Source organism: Exiguobacterium acetylicum, assembly GCF_019890935.1.
In the GTDB taxonomy this organism is placed as follows: domain Bacteria; phylum Bacillota; class Bacilli; order Exiguobacteriales; family Exiguobacteriaceae; genus Exiguobacterium_A; species Exiguobacterium_A abrahamii.
Genome location: NZ_CP082333.1, coordinates 2,585,402 through 2,610,866, shown reverse-complemented (window position 1 = coordinate 2,610,866; position 25,465 = coordinate 2,585,402). Strand labels below are relative to the sequence as shown.

Annotated in this window: 27 protein-coding genes; 19 read left to right on the top strand and 8 right to left on the bottom strand. The window is 49.8% G+C overall.

Translation table 11 applies throughout. The features are described from left to right. Positions 1-33 precede the first annotated feature (33 nt). From K7G97_RS13585 to chrA, 4 genes are all read left to right on the top strand, one after another. Positions 34-435, top strand: coding sequence for a Rok-like winged helix domain-containing protein (locus tag K7G97_RS13585; RefSeq protein WP_029342544.1), 402 nt, complete (start codon positions 34-36; stop codon positions 433-435). Between the two features lie 59 nt (positions 436-494). Beyond that, positions 495-1,538 (top strand): glycosyltransferase family 4 protein, encoded by a 1,044-nt coding sequence (locus K7G97_RS13580; protein WP_029342543.1) that lies wholly within the window; start codon positions 495-497, stop codon positions 1,536-1,538. Positions 1,539-1,600: 62 nt separating this feature from the next. Further along, positions 1,601-2,704: a DUF418 domain-containing protein gene (locus K7G97_RS13575; protein ID WP_223040790.1), complete on the top strand. Its 1,104-nt coding sequence runs from the start codon at positions 1,601-1,603 to the stop codon at positions 2,702-2,704. A 52-nt stretch (positions 2,705-2,756) separates the two neighbouring features. Then, positions 2,757-3,908 carry a chromate efflux transporter gene (gene chrA, locus K7G97_RS13570; protein ID WP_223040789.1) on the top strand — a complete coding sequence of 384 codons (1,152 nt, stop codon included), beginning with the start codon at positions 2,757-2,759 and terminating at the stop codon, positions 3,906-3,908. A gap of 54 nt (positions 3,909-3,962) precedes the next feature. Here chrA and K7G97_RS13565 read toward each other — a convergent pair whose 3' ends face one another. From K7G97_RS13565 to K7G97_RS13555, 3 genes are all read right to left on the bottom strand, one after another. Next, positions 3,963-4,379 (bottom strand): GNAT family N-acetyltransferase, encoded by a 417-nt coding sequence (locus K7G97_RS13565; RefSeq protein WP_223040788.1) that lies wholly within the window; start codon positions 4,377-4,379, stop codon positions 3,963-3,965. Continuing rightward, entirely contained in the window at positions 4,354-5,319 is a 966-nt protein-coding gene (locus tag K7G97_RS13560; protein ID WP_262415755.1) for an LCP family protein, read from the bottom strand. Before K7G97_RS13560 ends, K7G97_RS13565 begins: the two co-directional genes overlap by 26 nt. A 135-nt stretch (positions 5,320-5,454) precedes the next feature. Continuing rightward, positions 5,455-6,096 carry a YigZ family protein gene (locus K7G97_RS13555; protein ID WP_223040786.1) on the bottom strand — a complete coding sequence of 214 codons (642 nt, stop codon included), beginning with the start codon at positions 6,094-6,096 and terminating at the stop codon, positions 5,455-5,457. A gap of 99 nt (positions 6,097-6,195) precedes the next feature. Between K7G97_RS13555 and K7G97_RS13550 the strand changes: the two genes are divergently transcribed. The 13 genes from K7G97_RS13550 (at position 6,196) to K7G97_RS13490 (ending at position 17,091) form a co-directional block, all read left to right on the top strand. Next, the gene (locus K7G97_RS13550) at positions 6,196-7,368 is read left to right on the top strand and encodes a sensor histidine kinase (protein WP_029342538.1); all 1,173 of its coding nucleotides are present in this window, start codon (positions 6,196-6,198) and stop codon (positions 7,366-7,368) included. Then, complete coding sequence (locus tag K7G97_RS13545; protein WP_029342537.1) at positions 7,365-8,057, top strand: response regulator; 693 nt, start codon at positions 7,365-7,367, stop codon at positions 8,055-8,057. The genes K7G97_RS13550 and K7G97_RS13545 overlap by 4 nt, the downstream gene beginning before the upstream one ends. Before the next feature lie 134 nt (positions 8,058-8,191). Beyond that, positions 8,192-9,040 (top strand): DegV family protein, encoded by an 849-nt coding sequence (locus tag K7G97_RS13540; protein WP_047393177.1) that lies wholly within the window; start codon positions 8,192-8,194, stop codon positions 9,038-9,040. Positions 9,041-9,267: 227 nt separating this feature from the next. Further along, the gene (locus tag K7G97_RS13535; protein ID WP_223040785.1) at positions 9,268-10,476 is read left to right on the top strand and encodes a helicase-related protein; all 1,209 of its coding nucleotides are present in this window, start codon (positions 9,268-9,270) and stop codon (positions 10,474-10,476) included. A 233-nt stretch (positions 10,477-10,709) separates the two neighbouring features. After that, positions 10,710-11,114: a ComF family protein gene (locus K7G97_RS17510; protein ID WP_262415754.1), complete on the top strand. Its 405-nt coding sequence runs from the start codon at positions 10,710-10,712 to the stop codon at positions 11,112-11,114. A 459-nt stretch (positions 11,115-11,573) separates the two neighbouring features. Then, a complete protein-coding gene (flgM, locus tag K7G97_RS13525) occupies positions 11,574-11,822 on the top strand; it encodes a flagellar biosynthesis anti-sigma factor FlgM (protein WP_047393186.1) in 249 nt (82 codons plus the stop codon). 96 nt (positions 11,823-11,918) lie between these two features. Continuing rightward, the gene (locus K7G97_RS13520) at positions 11,919-12,326 is read left to right on the top strand and encodes a flagellar protein FlgN (protein ID WP_047393189.1); all 408 of its coding nucleotides are present in this window, start codon (positions 11,919-11,921) and stop codon (positions 12,324-12,326) included. A 12-nt stretch (positions 12,327-12,338) separates the two neighbouring features. Continuing rightward, positions 12,339-13,865, top strand: a complete 1,527-nt coding sequence (gene flgK / locus K7G97_RS13515; protein WP_223040783.1) for a flagellar hook-associated protein FlgK — start codon at positions 12,339-12,341, stop codon at positions 13,863-13,865. Positions 13,866-13,872: 7 nt separating this feature from the next. Next, positions 13,873-14,811 (top strand): flagellar hook-associated protein FlgL, encoded by a 939-nt coding sequence (gene flgL, locus K7G97_RS13510; protein ID WP_223040782.1) that lies wholly within the window; start codon positions 13,873-13,875, stop codon positions 14,809-14,811. 13 nt (positions 14,812-14,824) lie between these two features. Then, positions 14,825-15,403 carry a DUF6470 family protein gene (locus K7G97_RS13505; protein WP_223040781.1) on the top strand — a complete coding sequence of 193 codons (579 nt, stop codon included), beginning with the start codon at positions 14,825-14,827 and terminating at the stop codon, positions 15,401-15,403. Positions 15,404-15,407: 4 nt separating this feature from the next. Beyond that, on the top strand, positions 15,408-15,848 hold the full coding sequence (gene fliW / locus K7G97_RS13500) for a flagellar assembly protein FliW (RefSeq protein ID WP_029342528.1): 441 nt from the start codon (positions 15,408-15,410) through the stop codon (positions 15,846-15,848). Beyond that, the gene (gene csrA, locus K7G97_RS13495; RefSeq protein ID WP_029342527.1) at positions 15,848-16,072 is read left to right on the top strand and encodes a carbon storage regulator CsrA; all 225 of its coding nucleotides are present in this window, start codon (positions 15,848-15,850) and stop codon (positions 16,070-16,072) included. Before fliW ends, csrA begins: the two co-directional genes overlap by 1 nt. 194 nt (positions 16,073-16,266) lie before the next feature. Continuing rightward, positions 16,267-17,091, top strand: coding sequence for a squalene/phytoene synthase family protein (locus K7G97_RS13490; RefSeq protein WP_223040780.1), 825 nt, complete (start codon positions 16,267-16,269; stop codon positions 17,089-17,091). A gap of 51 nt (positions 17,092-17,142) precedes the next feature. On the opposite strand, the gene K7G97_RS13485 is transcribed toward K7G97_RS13490, so the two are convergent. From K7G97_RS13485 to K7G97_RS13465, 5 genes are all read right to left on the bottom strand, one after another. Then, the gene (locus K7G97_RS13485; RefSeq protein WP_223040779.1) at positions 17,143-17,310 is read right to left on the bottom strand and encodes a hypothetical protein; all 168 of its coding nucleotides are present in this window, start codon (positions 17,308-17,310) and stop codon (positions 17,143-17,145) included. 15 nt (positions 17,311-17,325) lie between these two features. Further along, positions 17,326-18,222 (bottom strand): alpha/beta hydrolase, encoded by an 897-nt coding sequence (locus K7G97_RS13480; protein ID WP_223040778.1) that lies wholly within the window; start codon positions 18,220-18,222, stop codon positions 17,326-17,328. Between the two features lie 23 nt (positions 18,223-18,245). Continuing rightward, positions 18,246-19,127, bottom strand: a complete 882-nt coding sequence (locus tag K7G97_RS13475; protein ID WP_035410093.1) for a YitT family protein — start codon at positions 19,125-19,127, stop codon at positions 18,246-18,248. Between the two features lie 85 nt (positions 19,128-19,212). Further along, on the bottom strand, positions 19,213-22,038 hold the full coding sequence (locus K7G97_RS13470; RefSeq protein WP_223040777.1) for a sensor domain-containing protein: 2,826 nt from the start codon (positions 22,036-22,038) through the stop codon (positions 19,213-19,215). A 198-nt stretch (positions 22,039-22,236) separates the two neighbouring features. Continuing rightward, positions 22,237-23,388 (bottom strand): hypothetical protein, encoded by a 1,152-nt coding sequence (locus K7G97_RS13465; protein ID WP_223040776.1) that lies wholly within the window; start codon positions 23,386-23,388, stop codon positions 22,237-22,239. 130 nt (positions 23,389-23,518) lie between these two features. Here K7G97_RS13465 and K7G97_RS13460 point away from each other — a divergent pair, with 130 nt between their 5' ends. Continuing rightward, positions 23,519-24,175 (top strand): response regulator transcription factor, encoded by a 657-nt coding sequence (locus K7G97_RS13460; RefSeq protein WP_223040775.1) that lies wholly within the window; start codon positions 23,519-23,521, stop codon positions 24,173-24,175. Further along, a complete protein-coding gene (locus K7G97_RS13455; protein ID WP_223040774.1) occupies positions 24,172-25,437 on the top strand; it encodes a HAMP domain-containing sensor histidine kinase in 1,266 nt (421 codons plus the stop codon). The genes K7G97_RS13460 and K7G97_RS13455 overlap by 4 nt, the downstream gene beginning before the upstream one ends. Positions 25,438-25,465 lie beyond the last annotated feature (28 nt).

The following is a 25,465-nucleotide window of genomic DNA, read 5'->3' as shown; positions in this document are numbered from 1 at the left end:
ATTAATGTATAAAAAAGGAAAGAGGGGCAAGGAATGGGTAACAGTGAACATATCTACCGCGAACTAATGGAAATCGAAGAGGAATACCGTCGCTTACAGCGGCGTGCCGAGTATCTGATCTCGGAATTAAGCCGTGGAACGGGAGAACATTCGCAAGAAGTCGCCGTCACGCATGAGCGTCCGTTAAAACAACGTCGCGTCAACCAACGGTACCCGCTAGAAGTCTACGTGCACCAAATCAGCGATTTGATGCGCGAGCGTGAATCGATGACAGCACGCGACATCCAAATGGAGCTTGAATTGCGTTACCGTCACCAAATTAGTAACATCTACCAATTGATGGCGAAAGTCGAACAGGCAAACCCTGCCATCAAAAAAGTCGGGCGCGGTATCTATACATATGATCCAGCTGCTGAAGTACCAATCTTCATGTAAGAGCCGCTCGTCGGCTCTTTTTTTTTATGATATAATTCGCGCAGGAGCGTGATGTTACTATGTTATGGACTGCGTCCATCGTCTGTTTTATCGCCGCCTTACTGATCACACCCGTCGTGAAACGCTTTGCGATTGCAGTCGGTGCCGTTGACAGTCCGGACGCGCGAAAAGTACACGTCCGAATCATGCCGCGACTTGGCGGATTAGCGATCTATATCGCCTTCATGATCGGTTATTTCATCTTACAACCTTCGAGTCCGTATGCGACGCACATTTTAGTCGGTGGGTTCGTTATTATTTTGACCGGTGCACTGGATGATCGATTCCAACTCAATGCTCGTTTGAAGCTGATGGGGCAAATCGTTGCTGCCGTCATCGTCCTAAACGGTGGGATCCGAATCGAGTTCATCAATCTACCGTTCGACCAGCAGTTATATCTCGGATGGTGGAGTGTTCCGCTGACGTTCCTTTGGGTCATCGGGATCACGAATGCCGTCAACTTGATTGATGGACTAGACGGGTTAGCAGCGGGTGTCTCGAGTATCGTCTTGTTGACATTGATCAGTCTTGCCGTCATTCAAGGAAACGTCTACGTGACGATCGTCGCGATTCTCTTATTGATGAGTACGTTCGGTTTTCTGTTTCATAACTTCTACCCAGCGAAGATTTTCATGGGTGATACCGGTGCCTTGTTCCTCGGCTATATGCTTGGTGTGTTATCACTCCTTGGATTCAAGAACGTGACGTTGTTCTCGCTTGCCGTTCCGGTCATTTTGCTTGGGATCCCGATTTCCGACACGTTGTTTGCGATCGTTCGACGGGTATTGCAAGGAAAACCACCATTTGCGCCGGATAAGGCCCATCTGCATCACCGATTGCTTGATCTCGGCTTTACGATGCGCCAAGCCGTGCTCGTCATCTATGGACTCTGTGCCATCTTCGGAATGACGGCGATTCTGTTCTCGCAGACGAATTCGATCGGTGCCCTCGTCTCACTCGTCATGCTGTTGCTCGTTCTTGACATTCTCGTCGAGTCGCTCGGTTTGCTTGGCGAACGTTATCGACCATTGTTGAATTTGTTGGAACGTTTTACATCGAAATAACGTATATCAAAAAAGACCGCTCATCCGTGTGAGCGGTCTTTTTTCAGAAAGGGAGTGTTGGAATGAATCAATCATTGAATCAACGCATCGTCTATTTGGATGTGTTGCGTGGTTTTGCATTATGTGGGATTTTATTCGTCAACATGCCGAGTTTTCTCGGTGATCGACCGAATGCGATGATGGGGGAGATGGATCAATCGATTCGTCTTATTTTCGATCTCTTCATCCAGACGAAATTCTATACCCTGTTTAGTGTTCTTTTTGGAGCCGGTTTTTATCTGTTCATCAATCGGTTGCGACAACGTGGTCTACCGATGACGATCTTCGCAAGGCGTCTCGGAATTCTGCTCATCATTGGTCTTTTGCACCTGCTCGTCTGGCAGGGAGATATCTTACATACGTATGCGTTGACGGGTTTCATTTTGTTATTATTCGCCAAAACAAAGCCGGTCACGAAACTCTTGTTTGCGATAGCATTTCAAATCTATGCCCTTTTGCTCTACCTGCTTATTTTCTTTGGGGCTCGTCAACTCGGCGACGCTCCCGTCGTCGAACTGGATAAGACACTTCAGTCGTTCGTCGCATCGCGCGATCTTCTCGGATTTTTATCACATCACGCGACAGTTCAATTACCGGAAGCCCTCATGAATTCCGGTGTCATTTGGCCAGAAATTCTATCGCTGTTCTTGATTGGAGCCTATTTGATGGAACGCTTCAGCGCAGCGCCACCGACGAATCGTTTCCTGTGGTGGACGCTCGGGATTAGCTTATTACTGACACTTCCATCGTTCGCTGGAATCATACAAGCACATGCTGACGTACCAGACGGATCCATCAATCTATTTTACGTCTGGCTCTCAGGACGCACGCTTGCGATCACCTATGCTTGTGCCGTCGCGCTACTCGTTCGTGCTGGACGCATGCAATGGTTTGCTGGACTGGGACGGATGGCGTTGACGAATTACTTGATGCATACAGTCGTCTTTACCGTGTTCGTCTTCTTCAGTGGACAACATGGAACGACACCGTTATGGCAAGGACTGTTACTCGTTTTCCTGCTTTTGATCGCACAAGGTGTTGCTTCAAACAGATATCTCCAGTCTCATCCACAAGGTCCCATGGAGAAATTGTGGCGAAAAGGGACTTATGGAAAGAAAAACCGTTGAAGTTCACAAGAACTTAACATCTTTTATGTAGAATGAAGGATGGAGGTGAAACATGCATCGTTTAATTGAAATCTTTCTTGTATCGCTTAAGCTCGGATTGACGTCGTTCGGAGGTCCGGTCGCCCATCTCGGGTATTTTTATGAAGAATATGTCAAACGGAAAAAATGGATTGATGAGAAAGCGTATGCTGACTTAGTAGCGCTCTGTCAATTCCTCCCGGGTCCCGCTTCGAGTCAGGTCGGAATGGGAATCGGTCTGATTCGTGGAGGTGTAGCAGGGGCAATCATTTCCTTCGTCGGCTTTACGTTGCCGTCGAGTATCGCTTTGATTCTCTTCGCGATTCTTGCGACACAATTCGATGTCGCGGAAGCCGGATTCATTCATGGCTTGAAACTCGTCGCTGTCGCAATCGTTGCTGACGCCGTCCTTGGCATGGGAATGAAACTTGCGACAGGCGTCAAACGGATGACGTTGATGCTATTAGCGCTAGCAGGCGTACTCTTGATCGCACATCCACTGGCGCAAGTTAGTGTCTTGTTGCTCGCAGGTCTTCTTGCGTTCTTCTGGTTCAAAGAAGAGACGGAGACGGGTGGATCCTTGTCGATTCGCGTACCACGCCTATTTAGCATCTCAGCACTCGTCTTATTCTTCGTCTTACTTGCCGTCACACCGTTTCTCGCGCAATCTGCGACGGGAACCGTCCAACTGACGAGTATCATGTACAGTGCTGGTGCCCTTGTTTTTGGTGGCGGACATGTCGTCTTGCCATTCCTTGAGCAGACACTCGTACCTGGGCTGATGAACACGGATACGTTCCTTGCTGGTTACGCTGCTGCACAGGCGGTACCGGGACCACTCTTTACGTTCGCGACGTATCTCGGTACGATCGTCTCTGGTGTATCCGGTGGTCTTCTTGCGACGCTCGCCATCTTCCTGCCAGGATTCCTACTCGTCATCGGTGTTTTACCGTACTGGGATCGTATTCGGAAGAATCAAGCAGTCGGACGCATGTTGATTGGCGTCAATGCTGCCGTTGTTGGTATCTTGCTTGCTGCTCTTTATGATCCAATCTTTACGTCAAGTATCAAAAGTGGTCTTGATTTCTTGATTGCCTTCGGTTTGTTCTGTTTACTTCGTTTTTATAAACAGTCGCCGTTACGAATCGTGTTAATCGGAGCCGCTCTCGGATTTCTTTTCTTCTAAACAACAAAGAAGCAGTAGACCCGGTGTCTACTGCTTCTTTGTTGTTCCTAAAAGTCAGGTGCGTGTTAAAAAGATAAGTTCGATTCCGCTACGCCACTCGCGCCGGACTTCCGTGAAGCCGAAACGAGTGTAGAGCGAAAGCGCTGGCAGATTACGTGCACCGGTCATGACGTGTCTTGTGTGATGTCGCTCCATCACGTGATGCAGCAAGGATTGTGCGATTCCTTGACGGAAGTATGGCGGATCCACGACGAGTCGAGTGATCGTCCCGTCATTAATCGTAACAGCACCAACCATGTCGTCATCAATGACGTAAACGAAACCGATCGGCGCTTCAACGTCGATCTCATCGATCGTTTCGCGTAAGGGCGGGAAATCAGTCGCATTGAGTAATGCGGCTTCTATCTGATAAGCGCGACGTTGTACTTCCAGTAGTGACGCATGATCAGTTGCTTGGAGTGAACGAATCATCTGCAGCCTCCGACGTGATGCTGTCTGTCGTCTCATCAATTGGCAAATTGAGTTGTTCCTTCAATGTCGTCTTCGCGTCAGCCAATGAAGTTTGATCAAGCTGGTAGTAATAGACCCCGTTAATTTTCGTGTCCGTTCCTTTAAGATCGATTCGGTTGATGGAACCGATTTTTTTGATGAACGGTTGCAGTTGGAACGCTTCCGTCAACGACATGTTCGTCCGGAAATTGTCTCCCGTCGCGTCCATCAGGGTATTTAGTTTGGTGATTGAACCGAAGGATGTCGACTGATCGATAATGGCTTCGACGATCTGTTGTTGCCGTTTTGTCCGACCAATATCTCCTTCAGGATCTTGATAACGCATTCGGGCATAGGCGAGCGCTTCCTCTCCGTTCAACGTCTGTTGACCCGGTTCCAATTTAACGCCGTTGCGCTTATCGGATGAATCGAGTGTATCGATCGGTAACTTGACATCGACATCGATGCCGCCTAATGCGTCGACGATCGCGACGACACCATTGAAGTTGATCGATGCATAATAATCGATTGGAATATCGAGCAACGTCTCGACCGTTTCAATCGTTGAATCGATGCCCCCAAAGGCATAAGAGTGGTTGATTTTATCCTCGTAACCGACAGAAGGGATTTCGACGAGTGAATCACGGGGAATGCTGACCATGTCAACGGTCTGATCGTCCTTGTTGAATGTCGCGACAATCATTGTATCAGCACGGGATGAGGTGTCGCCAGGTCGTTCATCCGTTCCGACGAGCAGAACGGAAAAGTGATCTTTCGTCAAGTCAATGGCAGCTTCTCGTTTCTCGGACTTGTCACCGCGTGCTAAATCGACATTTGCATCGTTTGCGGTCTGGAACGTCTTATACGCGACGTAAGCGAAGGTTGCACCTCCACCGACGAGCACGACCAGAAAACTGATCACGAACACCTTAAACCAAGAACGTTTTTTCTTTATCTTTTTTTTATTACTGCGGGTTCGCTCTTCCACCTTTATTAACTCCTAACTTTAACTGAATTTTTAAAAAACTTTAAAATTCTTTACAATCAGTATATCAGGTCAGGAAATAATGTCACGTTCGAGGTAACGAGTAGAGCCGCTTGACAAATTGGCTTGACCGTTCGTCATGTTCGTCATCCAGTCGAGAAAATCGGAGACATCGGCTGTCTTGACGAGGACGTCGATCTGGACTTGATCGAGGTAATGGATCTGATCAATCGGATGAACACTCGCTCGTAATTCGTTCTCGAGCTTTCCGAGCCATGTGTAGTCGACGTTGACGGAAACGACGGTATGTTCGATCCGTTCGACGACACCGACTGCGTTCAGTGCTTCAGAGACACTTGAACCATACGCGCGAATCAATCCACCACCACCGAGCTTGATGCCGCCGAAATACCGTGTCACGACGACGACCGTATCGCGTAAGTCACGCTTCTTCAAGACTTCGAGCATCGGAACACCAGCTGTTCCGCTCGGTTCACCGTCATCATTCGCTTTTTGAATCTCATTACGCTCACCGATGACGTAGGCGGAGCAGTTATGGTTCGCATCGTGATGTTTTTTTTTCAGCTCGGAAATGAACGCCTGGGCTTGTTCTTCCGTCGTTGCGCGAGCTAAATAAGTGATGAATCGAGACTTTTGGATAATGATTTCGTGGAAACCGTTTTCTTTTACTGTATAATAATTAGATAATGTCATAATCAAAAATGTCCTCCTCGTTAACTAGTTCTTTCTAGCATAACGACGTTCCAAGAGAGAGACAACCGTAGACGACTGGCAAGGAATGGAGGGAATACCATGACGAATGAGATGAGGGAGCGGCTATCCTTGAATGATATCGTACAGAACATCATCGGCGTCGTAGAAGAGAGTCGGGAAGAAATCGTCCGGATCACGGAAAGTTCTCGCGAACAATATGCCGAAATCCAGCAAGAACTGCGCGACCTGAAAATTCGGGTGCACGACTATATAAAAGAAGCAGAACGACTCGAACGCCATATCAAGGATGCAAAGGCGCGACTCGTCGTCGTCAGTAAGAACTTCGACAGCTACTCGGAACAGGATGTCCGGTCGGCCTACGAGACAGCGAACGCGTTACAACTCGAATCGTTCATCAATCAACGAGATGAGATGAATTGCCGAAAGCGCCGCGATGAGCTCGAACGCCGACTGATTCAGCTCGATGAGACGATTGAACGAGCAGATCAATTGATTGGACGTGTCTCGGTCGTCCTCAACTTCTTGACGGACGATATGCAGATGATGAATGAAAAATATGAAAAGGCGATGCAAAAACAGGAGATGGGTCTAAAAGTCTTCCAGTCCGCCGAAAATGAACGCCGCCGCTTGTCGCGCGACATGCACGATGGTCCGGCGCAGACGCTTGCCCACGTTTTGATCCGGGCTGATTTGATTGAAAAGATTCACCAGCATAATGGGGCAGAGGCAGCTTTTGAAGAGATTCACCGTTTACGGACGTTGATTCGGGATGGACTTGCCGATATCCGCCGTATCATATACGATTTACGTCCGATGACGCTTGACGATCTCGGATTCGTTCCGACGCTCGAACGTTATCTTCGCCATATTCAAGAAATTTCGAATATTCCGGTTCACTTCAATTATCTAGGAGGCGGTGAACGGATCGATTCGACGTATGAAGTTGCTGTCTTCCGAATCGTCCAAGAAGCCGTCCAAAATGCAGTTAAGCATTCCAAAGCGAGTGACATTCGTATTATCATAGAACAATATCAACATTCCGTACGAATCCACGTGAAGGACAATGGCGTTGGATTTGATTTCGATTCCATCGTCGCATCGTGCGACGAGTCATTCGGACTCGTTGGTATGCGTGAACGAATCGAATTGATCGATGGTGAATTCGATATCGAGACGCAGCCCGGAAAAGGTACGGTCATCAAGGTCAAGATTCCAATCGAGGAATCCGAAGCGAGAGGGGAAACACTGTGAACAACGAGCAAGTGAAAGTAGTCATCGTCGACGATCATCAGTTATTCCGCGAAGGCGTTAAACGAATTCTTGATTTCGAAGAAGAGTTCGTCGTCGTAGCGGAAGGGGAAAGCGGAGCAGAAGTCATCTCGCTCGTCGAAACCCATCAACCGGATATCGTCTTAATGGATATCAACATGCCGCAAGTCAACGGTGTTGAAGCAACAAAACGTCTGATGGAAGTCTATCCTGATGTGCGTGTCATCATCTTATCGATTCATGATGATGAGACGTATGTCATGCACGCCCTGGGTGCCGGCGCAGTCGGTTACCTCTTAAAGGAAATGGCAACGGATGAACTCGTCAATGCGATTCGTTCCGTGTACCGCGAAGGTGGATATGTCCACCCGAAAGTCACACCGAACTTATTGCAGGAATACCGTCGTTTGATGAAGATGAAACAAACGATGGCGTCGCAACCTGTTGAAAAACGAGTCGCGGAAGCACCACTCCACGTCTTGACGCGTCGCGAATGTGAAGTCTTGCAATTGTTAGCGGACGGTTTCTCGAACCGTGCGATCAGCGATACGTTATACATCAGTGAAAAGACGGTCAAAAACCACGTTTCATCGATCCTCCGGAAGATGAATGTGCCGGACCGGACCGGTGCTGTCGTCGAGTCCATCCGTCGTGGATGGGTCGTCGTTTAATATCTCGAAAGACAGGAGCTCCCGCTTCCGTCTTTCTTTTTTTATCCAGTAAAAAATGCTACACTTAAAAGCGATTGTGGCGTGTCACATTTGGCAGCGTCACGACGGAACTATAAAAGCGAGGAAATTCACGGATGAGCCAGATTGTGATCTTAACGGATAGCACAGCCTATCTGCCAACTACCTATTGTGAAGAACATCAAGTGCACGTCGCACCACTTAGTGTCATCTTCGACGGTGACGCCTACCGGGAAGGGTTTGATATCTCGGTAGCGGAATTTTATGAACGCATCCAGACGGGCAGTCTCCCAACGACCTCACAACCGAACATCGGTGATCTCGTGTCGTCGTTCGAGCAGTTGCCAGAAGGAACGGATATCATTGGTATTACACTATCAAGTGGGATCAGCGGAACGTACCAAGCGTTACATACGATCAACATGATGGTGGATCATGTCAACGTCCATCCAGTCGATTCACGTATTTCCTGTATGCCGCAAGCGTTTCTCGTCCAAGAAGCCGTTCGTTTGCGAGATGCAGGAGCGACGGCAGAGACGATCGTCCAGCGTCTTGAGACGTTAAAGGAACAGATTCGTGCTTATTTCGTCGTCGACGATCTCGAACACCTCCAGCGTGGAGGACGTTTAAGTGTCGCGCAAGCATTCGTCGGTTCGTTCCTGAAAATCAAGCCGGTCCTTCATTTCGTTGATGGAAAAATCGTTCCGTTTGAAAAGATTCGAACGTTTAAGCGGGCAGTCAATCGGATTGAGGAAATGATGAAGGAAGATATTCGCGGTGACGGTACCGGTTATGTCATCGGTGTCATCCATGCCGAGGATTCTGCGAAAGCAGAAGCAGAGATTGCTGAACTGAAGGCACTTTTCCCGCAGGCACGCATCGAGATGAGTGTCTTTGGACCCGTCATCGGTACACACCTCGGACCAGGGGCAATCGGTGTCACATGGTATCACGCAGCAGAATAAGATAAGCAGAAGCAGTAGGAATTCTCTTCATGAGGATACCTGCTGTTTTTGTTTTGTCAAAATCATCAAAAGTGATGGATGACTATATGGAAACGCCTGTTGAAACCGTACCGTATGACGTTACCTCGAATTCTGCGAGTCAAAAGCTCAAGTTGAGTAGTGGAACGCTCACAAGGAGATGACGGACGTCCGCGAGAAAGAGACGAAACAGAAAAGGAGAGATGACGATGGATCTTCGAGGACGACTCGTACCTGTTGAATGGATCGACACACCACAAGTGACATACCGATTCAGACCAGCCGTGACATGGCGTTGCCAACGATGTGGTGCGCTTCCAGTGCGAGGAGACTGTACATGTGGTAAAGCCTGTTATTATTGTCGGAAATGTCTTGCTTACGGCAAACTGCGAAGCTGTGGGCGACTCGTGACGGATCAGCGGGCGCTTGATCCGGTGACACCGGCACAACATGGACCATTGACGTTGACGCCGGGACAACTACGCGTTGCTCAAGCGATCCAACGAACGGTTCCAACTAATAAACGGCTTTTCGTCCATGCCGTATGTGGTGCCGGAAAGACACCGATGCTTTTCCCGGGGATTGCAGACGCTCTCGCCAGCGGACGCCGTGTCCTTGTCGCAGCACCACGGGCAGACGTCGTCCGGGAATTGACGAGACATTTGAAGCGGGCATTCGCTGACGCTTCCATCGTCTCCTTGTATGGTGGTTCGTCGGACCGTCTTGAGCTGGGGGACATCACGGTCAGTACGACACATCAATTGATTCATTACCGGAATTGTTTCGACGTCGTCATTTTGGATGAGGTCGATGCGTTTCCGTACCGACTCGACCGGACGTTACATCGATACGTCAAGCACGCGATGACGAAAGATGCTGCACTGATTTTATTGAGCGCCACCCCTTCGTTTTGGCATCGACGATTTCCGACGGTTCGGCTGATGCGACGCTATCATGGCTATCCGTTACCAGTTCCAAAGCTCGTCGTACCGTATAGCGAACAGATCGTGTTCGATTGGTTGGCGCGTCATAGCACTGTACCCCGGCTCGTCTTCGTCTCACGAATCGCGGAGCTCGAGCGATGGCAAAACCGATTCGCGACAGCGGGCTATGACGTCGAGACTGTCCATGCTGCAGACTCGGAACGAGTCGAGAAGGTCCAGCGTTTTCGACAGTCGACAGGAATCTTACTGACGACGACGATTCTTGAGCGGGGGGTGACGATCGAAAACGTTCAAGTCGCGATTCTGAATGCGGATCAAGGATTCAGTACGGCAGCCCTGATTCAAATCAGCGGACGAGTCGGACGATCATCGGCATACCCGGATGGTGACATTTTATTTTGCGCCAATGACCGGAGTGATGCGATGTACGAAGCGATCCATCACATCAAGAAAGCAAATGCTGTCCGACCATGAATCGATGTCTATTCTGTCAAGAGGTCTATTTACCTAGTTGGGAACTCGGAAATCTCTGGACTAGGCAAGTGACCTGTCCGACCTGTAAAATAAAGTTTGTAAAAAGAGGGGAATGCGTCGATTGTGGAAAGCCGGGTCCAGTGTGCTGTTCAGACTGCGCAGAATGGCGAAGGCAAGGGCTGACGCTCCAAACAGCACCTCTTTATCTATACAATGATGCAGCGAAGGAGTTCATGCATCGCTTCAAGTTTCTCGGTGATAGTGCGTTGCTTGAGATGTTTACCGATGACTTGAAGAAGGTAAAAATCAAGCAAGCAGTTCTTGTGCCAATTCCGTTAAGCGCGGAACGTCTCTCAGACCGTCGTTTCAATCAAGCGGAGCTGATCGCGCGTCGGATGCGTGGAAAGATCGCTCCGTGTTTAAGTCGTTTCGATGGTCCAGAACAAAGTAAGGCAGGGCGACAAGCGCGACTTGCGCGTAGTAATCCGTTTTGCATAACGAGTGACGTCAAGGGGAAGAACATCGTACTTGTCGATGATGTCTATACGACAGGTACGACGCTTCGCCAAGCGATGTTTCGACTCAAGGAAGCGGGAGCGAAAGAAATTTCTGCTGTAACTTTATTTCGAAGTGTTTAAGAAAGCAACATTCCTGCCGATACTCTATGTGAGGTGAAGGAAATGGATGTCATCAATTGTAAATCTTGCGGGAAGTTAGTCGTGCGTCAATCTTCAGAACTGTGTATTGATTGCATACGAAAGGATCATACGGATTTTGAGAAGGTACGCGAATTTCTGCGAGAACGACGAAAAATCCGGACTTCACCTAAAGATGTCGAGATCGGAACGGGTGTTAGTCGAGATACCGTCTTCCGTTACATCAAGGAAGGGCGCTTATTGATCTCCGAGATTTCCCAAATGGAAATCATGTGTGAGAGTTGCGGGAAGCCCTCCCGTGAAGGCACGATTTGTGCCGCATGTCGTGATCGTTTACGACGTGACCTCGCCCAGGCGATGCTTGACTCTTCTGACTCTTCGAAACCAAGGACGTATCGGACTTGAACTAAGAATCTTGTAGTCTAGAAAGCAGGTGTTCACATGCGAATTGATTCTACGAAATGGGTGAACATGCCCAAAACGTACGAAAGAACTCAATCAGTAGAAGGAACAAAAAACCAACGTACGAATCGTCCGGACGAAGTCAGTATCTCTACAGAAGCGCGTGCGCGTTTCAACGAGACACAGTCGTCACGGACTGAAAAGATTGAATCCCTCAAACAGGCGATCCAGGATGGAACCTATAAACCGGATGCGAAAAAAATCGCGGAACGTTTCTTGAACCTGTAAGTTGGACATCGTAGACAATGGAGGCGACTCGGGGCACGGATGCGCGGGTCGTTTTTTATATGAATGGAACCTTTTCAATTCGGAAGGAGAAACCGAATGCAACTCATCAATCAACTCAACGAGGCGCATGCTCATTTACTTGCGCTCGCAGAAGAAAAGAAGCAGGTCTTGATTGCAAATGACATGCGTCGTTTATCTGAAATCGTCAAAGAAGAACCGGTACATATCAAGCGGATCGAAGCACTAGAACAAGAACGGCTCGCACTGATGGGGAGTGTGACGATGACGGAATGGATCGCGACGCATCCGGAAGATGTCGACTCACTCCGAACGTTGTTGCAGACGATCGGTCAGCTGCGACAGTTGAACACACTGAACGCGGAGTTGCTGGAGCAATCCCTGCATTATTTGGATTGGCATCTCCAACTCTTGATTCCAGAAGCGGATGATTTCACGTATGGACAATCCGCACTGAACCAGACACACTTCAATCGAAACGCGTAAGGAGGAATACGGATGGGATCGACTTTCATGGGGCTTGAGACAGGGCGTCGGGCATTAACGACGAACCAGTGGGCTCTGCAATCGACTGGAAATAATATTGCGAACGCCGGAACGGAAGGATTCTCTCGCCAGCGTCTCGTCATGGGAACGACGGAACAACTTTCGATTTCACTTGGATCTGGACGAAATGGACAAGTCGGAACTGGGGTCCGCGGAGAAATGCTCGAGCGAATTCGGGACGTCATGCTCGATAAGCAGTACCGGGATGAAGTGACGAAGGTCTCTTATTACGGTACGAAACAAGCGGCATTCGGGCGGATGGAAGATATCATCAACGAACCGTCTGACACCGGTCTTGCAAAAGCATTCGATGGATTCTGGGAATCACTCCAGACCTTGTCGACGAATCCGCAAGATTCAGGTGCACGCAGTGTCGTCCGACAAAAGGCGGAGACTCTCACGCAGACCTTCAATTACATGGCAAAAGCGATCAATCAAGTCAAAACAGACTTAAAAAGTGAAATCGAGGTCTCGACGAAAAAAGTCAACGACCTCTTACAAAAAATCCATAACATCAATACGGAAATCCATGTCGTCGAACCGCTTGGTGCTTTGCCGAACGCGCTTTACGATGAACGAGATCGTTACTTTGATGAGCTTGCTCAATATGTCGATTTCGAAAAAGTGACAGTAGATGCTCAGGCGATCGAAACAGGACAGATGGGGAATGCGTTGCGCAATGCGGAAGGGCGCATCGACGTCAACATCAAGTTTCCGAACGGGGATAAGTTGCTTGCGGTCGACTCCGATTTACCGAAAGCGGGGACACTGACGTTCACGACGAACGACCAGGGACTGTACACCGGCTTTAAGTCTGAGACACAAACCTATACGTTTGATCAGCTCGGTGGATTCTCAACAGGACGTTTATCAGGACTAATCGAGATGTACGGGCAAGAGCGAGACGGAAAAGCCGTCGGGGAATACGTCAAGATGGAAAGTCAACTCAATGAGATGGCAAAGACATTCGCGAATGCTTTTAACGCTGCGCATGCGACGAACTTGAAGAAAGATGGTACAGCGGGATCAAACGCCTTCTTCGCATCAACAAGCGGTGACATCACGGCAGCAACGATCTCCGTCGGTTCGGACATCAAGGCGAGTCTTGATAACATCGCGACGTCGACGGACGGCAACATCGGGGATAGTCAAGGGGCATTGAAACTGGCGAAGATGAAGACAGCGAGCATCGAATTCACGGAGTCGAAAACGACGACGACGATCGGCTCGTTCTATCAAAACGTCATCGGCGATATGGCGGTCTCGACCGATCAGGTCGGACGCCTTGGTAAGAGTGCTGCTGTCTTGATGGAAAGTGCGGATCAGCGCCGCATGTCGATGTCTGCCGTCTCGATCGATGAAGAGATGACGATGATGATTCAGTATCAACACGCTTATAATGCAGCAGCACGAAATATTACGACCGTCGATGAGATGCTTGATAAAATCATCAACGGTATGGGACTCGTAGGACGGTGATGAATAGATGAGAGTAACACAAACGATGTTGACGAAAACGAATATCGGGCACTTATCCTCAAGCTATCAGCGCTTGAGCACGCTTCAGGAACAATTGATCAGTGGGAAGAAGATTCAGCGTCCGTCCGAAGATCCAGTCGTTGCGATGCAAGGCGTACGTTACCGGACGGAAGTACGAGAAGTCGAACAGTTCAAGAAAAATGCCAGTGAAGCAACTGGCTGGATGGACTTGACGGATTCGGCCCTTAACGAAGTCACGTCAGCGATGAGTCGGATTCGTGAGTTGACGACGCAAGCAGCGACGGATACGTATGATGCGACACAACGTAAAGCGATCCAGAGCGAGGTCGGTCAATTGATTGAACATATCGGGACGCTCGCAAACACGAAATACAACGAAAAAGGGATTTTCAACGGGACGAAGACGGATACGGAGTTCGTCTCGATGGACGGATTGCGTGATTATTTGGCAAGTACAACGGGACCGGTCGATGGTGTCTTCACGGATGGGGATCCGACGGACAAGGAGACGGAATCCATCAAATATGAAGTCTCTTCTGGAATCGAAGTCCAAGTCAACATTTCACCACTCAGCGTCTTCGGACCGGAAACGTTCCAAACGTTGAAAAAAGTCTATGATGCACTCGGTACGAATGCTGATAACAACGGGGCTACCTTATCCGGGATGTTGAAAGATATCGATGAGATGGTCAATGGAACGGTCGAGACACGTGCTGATCTCGGGGCACGGGTCAACCGGATGGATTTGAACACGTCACGGCTTGAGGACCAAGAAATCATCGCGAAGACGGTCATGTCGGATAACGAAGACATCGAGGCGGAAAAAGTCATCATGGAGCTGAAGTCATACGAGACGTTACACCGCGCAGCACTCAGCGCCGGGGCACGAATCATTCAGCCGACATTACTCGATTTCCTACGATAAGGGGTGAAGGCAGATGGATCTTCCGCATCTTGAAATGCGTCAGACGGCGGCACGAATCGGGATGAACATCACGCGTCCGCAAATCGAGCAGAAGCAGACACCTGCCTCCCTGTCGATCGAACAACCACGTGGGGAATTATCGATTGAAACGGTCGCAGCGCGTCTTGAGATCGATTCGACACAAGCTTGGATCGAGATGGGGCGCGTTCCTGCGCTTGAGTCCGTTCGACAGTATGCTACTTATGGACGACAAAAAGGACAGGAAGCTGTCGCAAAAGGAGCTTCCGAAGGCGATCAACTGATGCGGATCGAGCAGGGCGGGGGAACTGTTGCACGAATTGCGAAAGCCAATGATACACCTCCTGCTGAAGTGACGACCCTCGGATTCATTCCGCGGAGCCTCGATCGAGTCAAGACGACTTATACACCGGCTGAGGTACGGTTAAGTTATACCGCGAATCGTCCGAAGATCGATGTCGAAACGCATCGACCGGAATTGACCGTAAAAGAAGGTCAGGTCGAGATTTATCTACAAGAACAAAATCAACTGAATATGTGGCCGGTTGGCGGCATATTCGATGGGGAAGGATAACGACATGCAGATCGAAACGGATTTTTTTGGAACCATTACGATTGACGAGACGGAAATCATCACCTTCGCGTCTGAATTACCAGGTTTTCCGGAAGCAAAACGCTTCATCTTGCTCCCGTTCGGAGAAGGCGTTCCGTTCTGGTCGTTTCAATCGATTGATCAGCCGGAGTGTGCCTTCGTCGTGACGAACCCGTTCTGGATTGATCCGGAATATGTCTTCGAGTTACCGGAGGCAGCAAAAGAGCAACTCGGAATCGAGGATACGGCGCAAGTCGCTGTCTACACGACGGTCACATTACGAGATCCGTTCACGACGTCGACGACGAACTTACGAGCACCTTTCGTCATGGAGACGAAACAACGGCTCGCGAAACAAATCATCCTGGACGATACATACACGAATCGTCATCTGATCGGTAGTCTGACGGAAGTAGGTGGTCGCTGATGCTCGTACTGAAACGAAAGACGGGAGAAGCGATTCAAATCGGGGATGACATCGAACTGACGATTCTTGCAATCGAAGGTGATCAAATCAAGATTGGTATCAAGGCGCCACGGCAAGTTGATATCCACCGGAAGGAAGTCTACTTGTCGATCCAAGAAGAGAACACGGAAGCGTCCCGTAGTACTGGATTGATTGGACAACTCTTGAAACAACAGGAAAAATGATTCCATTTGAATGTCATCGGAACGTATCTTTTTAATGAACGATGCGCTTCAAACGAGGACGAAAAGACTCCCTTTGCCCGAATGTGCTGCAAAGGGAGTCTTTCTTATCATGAAACAAATGCTGAAACGCGTTGAATCGTGTATAGTAATGAAGAGAAAAGAAACCTTTTGAGCCAAAGAGGGAGTTGTCAGGAATGAATGAGACGAAGCAGCTGAAAAAAGACGCGAACCGTGTATTAAAAGCGACGAGTCGCACCTTCTATATCCCGATTAGTCGACTATCGCAAGACTTACAGGAAGCGGTCGGTGCTGCTTATCTATGCATGCGTGCCATCGATGAGATTGAAGACCATGAGGACTTGGCGACGGACGTCAAGACGATGTTACTTCGCGAGACAGCGTTATTGATGCGGGGCACGTTCTCCGCTACGACCTATCTCGAGTTGATTGCGCCCTACACGGCGCATCTACCGGAAGTAACACTCCGTCTACCGGAGTGGATCGCCTATTGTCCGGCCGCGATTCGTCCGAAGGTCCTCGATTCGACGGCGGAGATGGCAGAAGGGATGGCGGTCTGGGCAGAGCGTGACTGGACGGTCGAGACGGAAGCAGATCTTGACGAGTATACGTATTATGTCGCCGGACTCGTCGGTGTCATGTTATCCGACATCTGGTACTGGAAGGCTGGTATCGTCACTGATAAACAGCAAGCGATCGGATTTGGTCGTGGTTTACAAGCCGTCAACATCCTGCGGAACCAACAGGAGGATGCGGAGCGTGGTGTCGGTTACTTCCCACCTGGTTGGACGACGGATACGATGTTTGCTTATGCGCGTGAGAATCTCGCAGAAGCCGATGCCTACCTTGCGTCCATTCCGAAGGATACGACGATTTATGAATTCTGTCACATTCCACTTGCACTCGCACATGGAACGCTCGATGCCCTTGCAAAAGGGAAAGAAAAACTAAGTCGTCCGGAAGTCTTGAAGATCGTCGGCGCTGCCGTACTAAAACGATAAGCACAAACGAACAGCCGCTCGTTTCCATCAAGGAAGCGAGCGGCTGTTCGTTTAACGTAATAAGTAAAGGGCTAGTCCGATCAGGGCGGAGCCGGTCCAAATCAAGACAATCGTTCGTCCGTACGGTAAACGATAGCCGGCACGGCGGGAGACGAGCAGTCCGATTGTCATGACTGTCAGTGCGACGAAAAAGGTCAGGAACAACGATAACTGTTGCATGTCAATCTCCTCTCATCAATGCAGATCTGACAAGTACGTCATGACTTTCTCTTCATACGCTTTTCGGTCGTGCGCATACGACTGGACGTGTCCACCGTTTTCCGTCACGTAGAGCTCGGAGCGCGGCGCCGCCTTTTGAATCTTCATGCTTTCCGTGACTGGAATCGCATCGTCGTCCTTCCCGTGGATCAACAGGATCGGATACTCAATCCGTCGAACCGCTTCAATCGGTTTCACCCGTTCTGGATTGAGACCCGTCAGAGGTGGCGTGATCTCCAGAATGATCGGGGTGAAAGGGAAGTTCGGTAATCCGCTCCAGACAGGCAGGTTCGTTGCGAGATAGTTCTCGAGATCGCTAAACGGGCTGTCGGCGATGACACCGACGACGTCCGCCTTTGGAGCGGTCACGAGTGATGTTGCAGCGCCCATCGAGATACCGTAGAGGACGACTGGTTTAGAAGACCGCGATTTTGCATATCGGACGGCCGTCAGCAAATCATCTTGTTCCTTTGCACCGACCGTGACGCGTTTTCCGTCCGATTCACCGGATCCCCGGAAATCAAACGTCAGGACGTTATAGCCCGCGTCGTGGAACTTCTTGAATAACGGGAAGACCGGAACATCTTCTTGTTCCCGGTTCTTGCCGTAACCGTGGGCGAAGACGACCGTCAGTTTTGCGTCCTCGCTAGGCATCCACCAGCCAGACAAACGTGTCCGGTCTTTATAGGAGCGGAAGGTGACGTCTTCATAGTCGAGCCCTTCCGCTTTCTTTGGTGTCGTCGTCAAGGCTTCCCGTTCCGGTTGCGTCAACGAGGAGCCGACATAACCGGAAATTCCGATGACGACGATGACAGCAAGCGTCACGATGACGACCACGCCACCGATGATTTTCTTACGATGTTTTTTCCACACCCGTGTTCCTTCCTTTCGTTCGGTTAATGGATATCTTTTTTCTTGAAGCGACCGCCATGGACATCATGGATGTTGCCGATCGCAATGAAGGCTTGCTCATCGAAGTCACGGACGATGTCTTTGAGTTTTGATTCCTCGAGGCGACTGATGACGCAAAAGATGACTTTTTTACCGTCGCCGGTGAAGGCACCTTCTCCGTTTAAGTACGTCATGCTTCGACCGAGTCGATCCATGATTGCAAGACCGATCTCTTCGTAATTCTCCGAAATGATCCAGACACTCTTCGACTGATCGAGTCCATCGATGACGACGTCAATCGTCTTGAAGGCAACGAAATAGGTGATCAACGAGTACATCGCCCGGTCCCAACCGAAGACGAAACCAGCGGCGCCGAGGATGAAGACGTTGAAGAACATCACGATCTCACCGACTGAAAACGGCGTCGAGCGGCTGAAGGAGACAGCGAGAATCTCGGTTCCGTCGAGTGATCCACTCGAGCGAATGACGATGCCAACGCCGATTCCAAGAATCAAGCCACCGAAGACGGTCGCGAGCAAATCCACGCTCGTCAGCGGACCGATGTGCTCGAGGAGTTTTGTTGCAATCGCCATGACGAAGATCGCATATAACGTCGACAGGGCGAACGTTTTTCCGATTTGTTTGTAGCCAAAGAAGATGAATGGGATGTTCAAGAAGAACAGCCATAAGGCGAGCGTCGTATCGGTCACTTTTGAGCCGATGATCGAGATTCCGACGATGCCGCCATCTATGATGTTATTTGGAACAAGGAATCCTTTTAGTCCAAGCGCGAAGATGATGGCACCGATCGTCAGCATCAATAATCGTCGAAAGAGCTGACCTTTCGTAGAGCGGCGATGATGTTTCGTAGGTAGTGGTGACTGCATGCCATTCCTCCCTTCTGAAGTAAAACGCTTTACGATTACTATAACAAAAAAGCACGAAGACGTGTGTGAACGTCTTCGTGAGAGGTCAAGGGCGATAACGTAACGACTGGAAGAAGCGCATGATCTGTTCCGCTTCTGTCAGATTCGTGTATTCGCCGATATATTGTTCATCTTCCTGTCCGGTGATCGTCACTGTACACGTGACGAGTTGTAATCCTTCACTCAAGCGAATCTCAAACGTCGCATCCGACAACGGTAACGGTGTCTTCGTCGAAAAATAGAGTGCCCGTGTGCTCGTCTGATGGGCTTCGATGTCCGAAAAAGGAAGTTCGAATGGTCGTTCATGATGCGTTAACATGCGAACCTTTCCTGAGACAGAGAAGCGAGGAACCGTATCGCTCGACAAGGAACAGGCTTCGATCGGATACAAGATCTCGCGCAAGAGGAACGATTCCATGACGTCCGCTGGAACCGGGCGACTAAACAGGTAGCCTTGGATACTCGGACAATTGAGCGTCCGGAACGTATCGAGCTGACGAAGTGTCTCGATGCCTTCTGCGACGACCGTTAGATTGAACTCACCTGCCATGTAGAGAATACTTTTGACGATCGCTTGGGCTTTGGCGTCATCGGTGATGTGGGTCGCGAACTGTCGGTCAATCTTGATGACGTTGATCGGATACCGTTGCAGATAGACCATCGAGGAATAGCCTTTCCCGAAGTCGTCAAGTGCGATTCGAACGCCGATCCGACTGACGTATTCAAGTGTCCGACTCGTCATCGGGTCATCCATGATCAAGGCCGCTTCCGTGATTTCGAGTTCGAGTAATTCAGGTGCGAGCTGATACGTCGACAGCATCCGTTCGATATGATGTTCAAAACCAGGAATCAAGAATCGTTTTGGTGAGACATTGACGGAAATCGGAACGAGCTCTGCGCCTGTCGTTTGCCAGTGTTGCATCGAACGACATGCTGTCTCGACGACCCAGTCGCCGATTGCGACATGTAAGGCACTCTCTTCGGCAAGCGGAATGAAGTCGTTCGGTGGAATCCGCCCCCATTCCGGGTGTTGCCAGCGAATCAATGCCTCGAGACCGACGATTTTTCCGGTCCAGCTATCGACTTTCGGCTGATATTCAAGGAACAGTTGATTGCGCTCGATTGCATAATGCAAGTCTTGCTCAAGACGATAGCGTCGGTAGTAATCGATATCAAGATTCGATGCGTAGTGGTGCATCGTGCTGTGATTTTCACGACGTGAACGACGTAAGGCGGTATAGGAATGCTTCAATAATTCGACAGCGTCCGTACTGTCTTCCGGATACCGGCTGACTCCGACCGAGATCCGCGCGAACAAGGCATATGGTTCGATCGAGATTGGTGTTTCCGATAAGTCGAGCAACGCCTCAGCACATGTCGTCACGTCTTGTTTATAACTCGTCGGTACGAGCAAAGCGTACTCATCGCCGCCAAGGTGCCCAAGAAACGTCTCGTCCGGTTTTGTTTGTTGTAATAAAGCTGCCGTTCCTTGTAGCCACTGATCACCGGAACCGTGTCCGAAGGCGTTGTTGATCTCAGCGATCCGGTTGAAGGAGACAGTGAGAACGAAGAACGCTTGGTTTTTTTCTTGCCATGCGTCAATCGTTTCGATGAGTGCTTGCCGGTTCGGCAGATGTGTCACGGCGTCACGCAAAGCAAGTTGCCGTAATTGTTCCTCGTACGCTTTTTGAAGCGTGATGTCATGCATGATGCTATTCGTGTAAGCAATCGTGCCGTCTAGTTGGAAGACCGGGATCTGTTGGTCCTCGATCCATTTGACGCGACCATCCGGGAAGTGAAGGCGGTACTGGATCGTTCCCGCCTGACCGTCGACCAACCGTCTAATGAACTGTTTCATCGTCGCGTGATCGCGGACGTCTAACCGCTCGAACAACCACTCACGACTGAGAATTAAATCCTGCGGCAATTCTTCAAAGATGTGTAGAAACCCTTGTGAGTGAAAGAGGATTCGTCCCGAGAACAAGTCGATTTGTGAGATCGCGGCATTAACGGCTTCGTAGATCTCACGTGCCTGTGCCCGTTCGGTGACGAGTTGACGTCGTGCTTCGTCGACTTCCGATAAATCATAGAGGACGACCGATAGATGATCTGGATGATGCGGACGATGGAAGGCTTTCAAGCGCAACAGCTGATAGGTATCGTCAGCGGTCAACAGGGAGACTTCCATTTCAAAACGTTCCTTTTCACCCGCAATCAAACGTTCCATCTCGAACCGGAGTGGATCAAAGTCACGTGGATGAATCCGACTAAATAACTGTTCTTGGTCAAGCGTCGTCGCATCGACTTCTGAAAGACCTAAAAAATGCAACAATGCGGGAGAAAACTCGATCGTTTGTGTGTTGACGTCGAAGTGAAAGACGACGAGTTCCGGAATCTGTTCCGTCAGTTCAAGTTGAGAACGAATCGACGAGACATCTTCTTCGAGTTGTTTCTCACGTGTGATATCGCGTGCGACTCCGTATACACCAATGACTTGTCCGTCTTGTTCAACCGGCATGTTCGTAATCTTCAACGTAACCCGGTGTTGGTCAGCATGAAGTCCTTGTGCCGTATAATGAACGGTCTCACCGTTTAAGGCGCGCGTGAAAAAGGCAGTCACCGCTTCAATCTGATCAGGCGGATTGAACACAGCGAAATGCTCATAGAGCGTCTCAGCGGAATAGCCGAGCATGTCTGGTAACTGTTCATTGAAATAGATGATCGTTCCAGAGGCATCGAATAAAAAGATTGCATCTGTCTGTTGCTGAAAGAAGGCTTCCGCCGTTTCCGGACGGGACACTTCCAGTCCACCGATATAGAGTGGGGCTGTGTCGGATTGACGAATCCGATTCATCGCTTCATGAAAAGCCATCCACGTCACCTCCTTACAATACTAGCGTTCTCTTTACTAGTATCGGGTGTAGGAAATGGAAATTGCAACCTTCGTTCAAGGAATAGACTTATTTTTCAAAAAAGTGAACCAGTATATGAAAATCATGATTAAAAGACATCTGTCCTAAATCGAACACAAAAAAGCCGAAACTCTCATGAAAGAGCTTCGGTCTCATCCTTAAATCGCTAAATCGACGGATGTATCACTGGCATTTGGATCGGCATCCGTTCCTTGATCCGGTGCACCTGGCATGTCACCACCCGGACCATGTCCGTGTCCTGGACCATGACCGTCACGTGCTGGACCTTTCTTGAGGTCAGCGTAGCTTGAGACATCATCCGCGCGGGACTCGATGTGTTCCTTGATCTGCTTTGCTTGTTTGTCTGTCAGCTTGCCATCTTTGACTTGTTGATCAATCGCAGCAGTTTGTGCTGTCAGGACGGCTTTCTCGAAATCGGCATAAGCGATTTTGTTCGCTTCTGCAAACTCAGGCAAGGATTGCTCTGCAGCTTCGAATTTCGCTTCATCGAGTCCAAGTGCTTTTAAAATCGCGGATGTTGAGTCACCGAAGACACCACCCGGTCCATGCTCACCGCGCTTACCGTGTTCGCCGTGATCGGGAAGATCGTCGTAGCTCTTTGCATCCTTATATTCCTCTGTCAGACGAGACTTGATTTCCGTTGCTTGCTTTTTCGTCATCTTCCCGTCTTTGACGAGTTGATTGAGTTCACTTGTTTGCGCCGCAAGCAATGCTTTTTTATAGTCGGCGAACTTGATCGACTGTGCCTTCGCATAAGCAGCAAGCGATTGATTCGCTGCGTCGAATTTCGACTGGCTCAGTCCAAGTGCCTTCAGGACGTCGGCGATCAATGATTCATTGAAGAAACCTGGTCCACCGTGGCGACCCATCGGCATCTTGTCTTTGAGTTCATCGTAGCTCTTGACGCCACTGAACCGTTCCGTTTGACGCTTCAGCATGTCGTCTGCTTGCGTTTGCGTTAAGTCGCCTGATTTGACGAGACTTGCGAGTTGTTCCTTCGCTGCTGCGAGTTCTGCCTTCTTGTAATCAGCGAACGAGATCCCTTTTGCTTTTGCGAGATCAGCGATCGATTGTCCTTTCTCCCGGGCAGCATCTGCCTCAGCTTGTGTCAGCTTCAATTTTTTTAAGAGTAACGTCATGTCATGTTTTTTCATACCTTCGAAGTGGTGCCCGTGTTTCGCTTGTTTTGTTGTGCTCGAGTCGTCGTTCGTCGCAGCGTATGCTGATGCGCCTCCGACTGTTAATGCGCTAATTGTCAATGCAGTGATCCATTGTTTTTTTAATGTCATGGGATGATCACTCCTTTCACCTTTTATGGTAGAGGGTCACGAAAGAGAAGTTGTGAGGAAGTTGCAAAGAAACTGCGAAGAAAGGCAAATGTAGGCAAAAAGGCGCTACACTAAGAGTGGAGGGATGACCATGAACGTACTATTGATTGAAGATGAACAAAAATTAGCGCAGGTGACGGCACGTTTCCTTCGGCACCATGCGTATGAGGTGACGATTGCCGGTTCGTTAGCAGAGGCGAAACAGTGCCTGACGACAGCGTTTGATGCCGTCTTGATCGACGTCCGCTTACCAGACGGTGACGGTTGGTCACTCGTACCAAGTATCAAATCACAAGTTCAGCCGCCGGTCGTCTTCATGATGACCTCACGCGGCGAGGCCGATGATCGCGTCTTCGGACTTGAACTCGGTGCCGATGACTATCTCGTCAAACCAGTCGTCCTGAAGGAGTTGACGATCAGGCTTGAACGGGCACTTAAAGTCCGTCCGGTCGCTCGCCATGCGTTTGGTGAATTGTCGATCGATGAGAAGGGACGCCAAGTCAAAGCGGGGGAGCAGGCGGTCAGTCTCGCAAAGATGGAGTTCGAACTGTTGCTTTATTTCATCGAACATCTTGGGGAAGCACTGAGCCGGGATCAGATTCTCGACGACGTCTGGGGATATGCATTTGGTGGCGATACCCGGACGGTCGACACGCATGTCAAACAATTGCGGGATAAGTTACCCGTCATTAAACAACAATTGAAGACGGTCCACCGGGTCGGCTATCGATTGGAGGCGATTGAATGAAACGACGTCCTTTGATGCGTAAATTCTTATACGCTGTCGTCGGTCCGTTGCTCGTGATGGGCGTCCTCAGTTTCGTCTTGACGGCGTTTCTCGTCAATCGGTTCGCAGAAAGTGAACGGTACGATCAACTTGCCCGGGAAGCGAACATCATTAAACAAGCGATTGAAGCCGACACGCCGATTCCGCGTGACATCCAAGGATTTTTGACGACCGACGGGTTGACGCAACGGATTGGCGCACGCGGACCGGCGGGGCGATTACCACTTCTTGATAATCTCAAGAAGGAAGATGTCATTGAAGTGCAAGGCGAACGGTTATTGACGTACCAGTTGACTGTTGACGGAACGCGCATCACGACGGTCCGACAAGCACCACTAGCTAGTAGTGCGCTGAGCGGTGTTTATCTCGCGATCGGACTCGCGTTACTCGTGACACTGTTGCTCGCGTCATTGCTTGCCTATTACATGGGACGGCACCTGACACGACCGATCGTCACGCTTCGGTCCGTTGCCCAAAAGATTGGTGCTGGTGAGACGGACGTCGTCTTACCGGCACGACCGAAGGATGAAGTCGGGGAGTTGATTGACGCGGTCGACGAGATGCAGACGCAACTCAAACAGAAGGATCATCTACAGAAGACGTTCATTGCCGGTATCACTCATGACTTGCGGACGCCGCTCGCGATCATTCGAAACGAGACCGAAGCACTTGCGGCAGGTGTCATTCCCGTTGCTGAACTGCCCGACGTGACGACGAGCATCATCGAGGAGACGGATCGACTCGGTCATCTGATTGATGAGACGTTGCTTTATTCGAAGCTTGCTGGTGGACGGATGCCGCTTGAAAAGACGGATGTGGCACTCGATGAACTCGCGTCGATGACGGTTGAACGCCTGCGCGGGACGTTCACACAGGCAGGACTGACACTGGCAACGGAGCTCCAACCGGTAAAACAGTCACTTGATCCACGGATGTTCGAACGTGTTCTGATCAACTTCCTAATGAACGCTCGTTTTGCTTCGCCAGTCGGCGGGACGGTCACGGTTCGCTTAACAAATGAGGAATTGACGGTCGAGGATGAAGGAACGGGTGTCCGAGCAGAAGACCGGGCGACGATCTGGGACGTCTACGTTAAACAAGAAGGCAGTGCCGGACATGGACTCGGTCTTGCGATCAGTCGGATGATTCTCGATAGTCATCAGTTCGCGTATGGTGTCCGTGACCGGAATGGTGGGGGAGCGGTTTTCTACGTTCAGTTTTAAACGTATTCTATCAGGCATACAAAAAGAG